This window comes from Protofrankia sp. Cj5 (genome assembly GCF_917627405.1).
In the GTDB taxonomy this organism is placed as follows: Bacteria; Actinomycetota; Actinomycetes; order Frankiales; family Frankiaceae; genus Protofrankia.
This window is the reverse complement of the sequence record NZ_CAKJTO010000082.1, coordinates 20,141-24,302: the sequence shown is the minus strand read 5'-3', so window position 1 is coordinate 24,302 and position 4,162 is coordinate 20,141. Positions and strand designations below refer to the sequence as shown.

The window sequence follows — 4,162 nt, the reverse complement described above, 5'->3', positions numbered from 1 at the left end:
CGATTACGCACCCGTTCCTCGAGAACGCTGAAGACGTCGATGTGTAGCCGGGTCATGTCTCCGGACCAGTGCCAGAGGCCACCGACCTGGCTGACCTCACCGGAGTCCCGCAACCCGTCGACCAGTTCGCGCAGCGTCAACACGTTGCCTTCCGTCAGCTGCCACAACCTGTTCCCCGTGCGTCCCTCCACTCGGCCGCCAAGCACACCCGCCAACAGGTGATCAGTCTGCGACCGGTCCAGCGGCGGGACCGGGATCCGCGTGACCAGGTCACGCTTCCACAGCTCCGCGACGCTGTCGGGAACGATCCCCGGGGTCCGACGTGTCCCAAGGACCAGCACGTGACCGGTCCGGGTGGCGCGCAGAACCAGATCGGCGCTCGTCGTGTCGAGCAGCTGCATGTCATCGATCGCCAACACCACCTGGTGAACACTCGACGGCCGCTCGACGAGGCTGTCGAGGACGAGGTTGAGCTCCCGTGCTCCCACAACCCCATGCGGCTCCTGATGAGGCAGGAATTCAGCGAGCGCCCCCAACGGGATGGCGGACATGGCCTCGGTGGCGTACACACGCTTGACCGTGAAGGTGCCCGCGTCCTGCTGCCCGGCGATCTCCCGCAACAACCGACTCTTGCCGACGCCCGCCGCACCCTCGAGGAGCATTCCTCGGCCCTCGGCTAGCGCCGCCGTGACCCGGCCCACCTCGATGGACCGGCCGACGAAAGGCCAAGCGTGCACCATGCTGCCGAATTATGTCGTGGTCGATCCGTCGACGAACCCACCCGCCCTCAACGCGCTGGTGATCACTTTCGAGGGACGCCTGACCCCGACCACCACCAACTGGCCCACTACCGAGCGCAGCACCACTTACGCCGAGCGTTCGGACAGTCCCGAAATGCTCGGTGTAGACGTTAGTACCGTCGCCGGGTGCCGTTCGGAGACGATCAACATCCGGCGGGAACAGTGCACGTCATAGCGGGTGAGCTGGGACGTGGCCGGCTACCGACGGGCTACACAACTAGCGGTAGGTGTAAGTTACAGGCGACGTAAGTTGCCTGCGTGGAGTTGGGGCGATCATGGCCTTCGTCAATCGCACCGAGGAACTCGCAGCCCTCGATGCCTGGTGGAAGTCGACCGACCCGCGTCCGGCGGTGGTCTGGGGGCGGCGCAGGGTAGGCAAGACCGCTCTGGTGCAGCGCTTCGCGGAGGGCCGACGGTCGGTCTTCCACACCGGAGCCGGTCGTGCGGCCGCAGGGGAACTGGCGCAGCTATCCCGCCAGGCCGCGGCCGCGCTGCCTGGGCGCCTCCGCGACCTGGCCGCCCGCCCCTACGCCGACTGGGACGATGCCCTTGACGACCTCGCCGCCGCGGCCGAGCGCGAGCCGCTCCTCCTCGTCCTGGACGAATTCCCGGAGATCGTCAACACCTCGTCCGACCTGCCGGGGATCCTGCGGGCCTTCCTGGACCGGACGCTTGGCAGGACCAGACTGCGGCTTCTGTTGTGCGGGTCGGCCGTGCGGCACATGACCGCGCTGCAGGAACAGCGGGCACCCCTGTACGGCAGATTCGACCTGTCGCTGTCGCTGCATCCGTTCCGTCCGCACGAGGCCGCGCTCATGCTGCCGGACCTCGCGCCAGCCGACCGCGCACTCGTGTACGGACTGGTCGGCGGCATGCCGCTCTACCTGTCGTGGTGGGACCAGGCCGCCGACGTCGCCGACAACCTGCTGAGGCTGGCCTACCGGCCCGGAGCACCGCTGCTCACCGAAGGACAACTGGTGCTCGCCACCGAGGTGGAGCACGGTGAGTACCCGGCGGCCGTACTGCACGCAATCGCCGCAGGCCGCTCGCAATACAACGAAATCAAGGACCATGTCCGCGCCGAACCCGCCCGCACACTGGATCGGCTCATCGAGCTACGGCTGGCCGAACGACTGACGCCGGTCACCGAGACCGCTCGCAGCCGGCGGAGCGTCTACCGGATTGCCGACAATTTCCTGGCCTTCTATCTCGGCGTACTTTCCCGCTACCGCGCGGAGATCGAACGTGGTCTGGGCAAGGCGCTGCTGCCGGTGCTGATCGACAGCCTGGACGATCATCTCGGCGCGCCCTGGGAGGAAGCCTTCCGCGAGCATCTGCGTCGACTCGCCGTCGGCGCAGCACTGGGCCCTGACATCGTAGCCGTGGGACCGTACTGGAGCACGGGCGGCCAGAACGAGATCGATGCGGTCGTGCTCGCGGGCAGAGACAGGCACCCGGTTCTCCTCGGCGAGGCGAAGTGGACCCGTGCGGTCGACGGTGGACGGCTCGCGAGCCGGCTATGGGAGAAGGCGCCTGCCTTGCGGATCGCCACACCGTGGGCCGTTCGACCTGGCTCCGACGGCACGGACGCGGACGCGGACAGGACGGACAGACCTGAGCCGGTTCGCCTCGCCCTCTGCGCCCGCGAGGAGGTCCGCGGGGCGCCGCCGGGAAGCCTCACCGTCACGGCCGCCGACATCTTCTCCCCATAGCTCGCAAGGAAATCTTTGGGGATACCTGGCAACGCCACCCACAGCCACGCTTCCCCACGCCTTGTCTGGGCGCCACCCCGAAGCGTCGGCGGCCTGTGATCGTGTCCGCAGCCTCCGCGCGGCGCCGGGCGGCACCATACCGGACGACACCACGCCGGATGGCGACAGGGTGGTCGGGACGGGGGCATGGCCGACCGCCGTCCAGCCCGGCCCGGCGGGCCCGGCGGGGCTGCCGGGAGAGCTTTAATGAAAACGATTACGATTCCGGTGTTTCCTGTCCCGATCGCGGCAGTGCCGCCACGACCCCGGAGCGCACCATCATGAAGATCGCATTTGTCGGTAAGGGCGGCAGCGGGAAAACCACGCTGTCCGCACTGTTCTGCCGCCACCTGGCCGCTTTCGGCCACCCCGTGCTGGCCATCGACGCCGACATCAACCAGCACCTCGGCACCGCGCTCGGCCTCGACGAGGACACCGCGCCGCCACCGATGGGCGAGCACCTCGACGAGATCAAGGACTACCTGCGCGGAGACAACCCACGCATCCCCTCGGCGGCGGTGATGGTGAAGACGACACCGCCCGGCTCCGGATCGCGACTGCTGTCAGTGACCGATGACAACCCGCTGTGGGCGCAGTTCGGCCTCGACGTCGCCGGCGTGACGCTGCTGGCCACCGGCGCGTTCACCGAGGACGACCTCGGCGTGGCCTGCTTCCACTCCAAGCTCGGATCGGTCGAGCTGCTGCTCAACCACCTCCTCGACACCGCGGGCGAATACGTCGTGGTCGACATGACCGCGGGCGCCGACGCGTTCGCCTCCGGGCTGTTCACCCGCTTCGACCACACGTTCCTGGTCTGTGAGCCCACCCGTAAGGGGGTCTCGGTGCACCGCCAGTACCGTGGCTACGCCGCCGACTTCGACATCACCCTGTCCGTGCTCGGGAACAAAACAACCGATCCGGACGATGTCGCGTTCCTGCGCCGGGAGGTTGGCGATGACCTGCTGGCCTGCTTCACCCAGTCGGCGCCGGTCCGGGCGATGGAGCAGGGCCGGCCGTTCGGTATCGGTGACCTCGAACCGGCTGACCTGGCCGCGCTCGCGAAGGTCCACGCCGCGGTCGACACCACCGACCGGGACTGGGACCGCTTCATCACGCAGATGCACGACATCCACCTGCGCAATGCCACCGCCTGGGCCAACGACGCCATCGGGGTCGATCTGGCCGGCCAGATCGACCCCGATTTCCGGCTCGTCCCCGGGCTGATCCCGGTGGCCCGTCCGACTCTGGACACAGCCGCCGCCGGAACGGTCTGACCCTCGGGTACGGGCTGCTGACTCCCGGGCCGGTGCTGTCACCGGACCACGACGGCACCGGCCCCGGGGATGCATGAGCTGTCAGTGATCGTCCCAGTGGCCCTCATGCGCGGCGTGGCGGTGCCCCTTGTGCGCATGGTCGACATGGTCGCCGTGTGGCACCGCCACATGCCCACAACCGTCACCATGAGTGTGGGCGTGCCCATCGCACTCCCTGTGTTCGGCGGGCTCGCACTCGTCTGCCAGATCCGAGCCGCGGCGCCCCATCGCCACGCCGAGATCAGTCGCAGCCAGAGCGGAACCTCCGCTGGACGATGATTAAGAGCGCCCGGCAATA

Annotated in this window: 5 protein-coding genes; 4 read left to right on the top strand and 1 reads right to left on the bottom strand. The window is 68.3% G+C overall.

The window, feature by feature from the left end; genetic code table 11:
- On the bottom strand, window positions 1–740 hold a 740-nt coding region (locus MJ777_RS16835), incomplete at its 3' end, for an AAA family ATPase (protein ID WP_239377105.1).
- Between MJ777_RS16835 and MJ777_RS16830 the strand changes: the two genes are divergently transcribed.
- The 4 genes from MJ777_RS16830 (at window position 739) to MJ777_RS16815 (ending at window position 4,143) form a co-directional block, all read left to right on the top strand.
- Window positions 739–975, top strand: coding sequence for a hypothetical protein (locus MJ777_RS16830; RefSeq protein ID WP_239377104.1), 237 nt, complete (start codon window positions 739–741; stop codon window positions 973–975). The genes MJ777_RS16835 and MJ777_RS16830 overlap by 2 nt on opposite strands.
- Before the next feature lie 100 nt (window positions 976–1,075).
- Entirely contained in the window at window positions 1,076–2,512 is a 1,437-nt protein-coding gene (locus MJ777_RS16825; protein ID WP_239377103.1) for an ATP-binding protein, read from the top strand.
- Between the two features lie 320 nt (window positions 2,513–2,832).
- A complete protein-coding gene (locus tag MJ777_RS16820) occupies window positions 2,833–3,825 on the top strand; it encodes an AAA family ATPase (protein WP_239377102.1) in 993 nt (330 codons plus the stop codon).
- 84 nt (window positions 3,826–3,909) lie between these two features.
- Complete coding sequence (locus MJ777_RS16815; RefSeq protein WP_239311079.1) at window positions 3,910–4,143, top strand: hypothetical protein; 234 nt, start codon at window positions 3,910–3,912, stop codon at window positions 4,141–4,143.
- The last annotated feature ends 19 nt before the right edge of the window (window positions 4,144–4,162 follow it).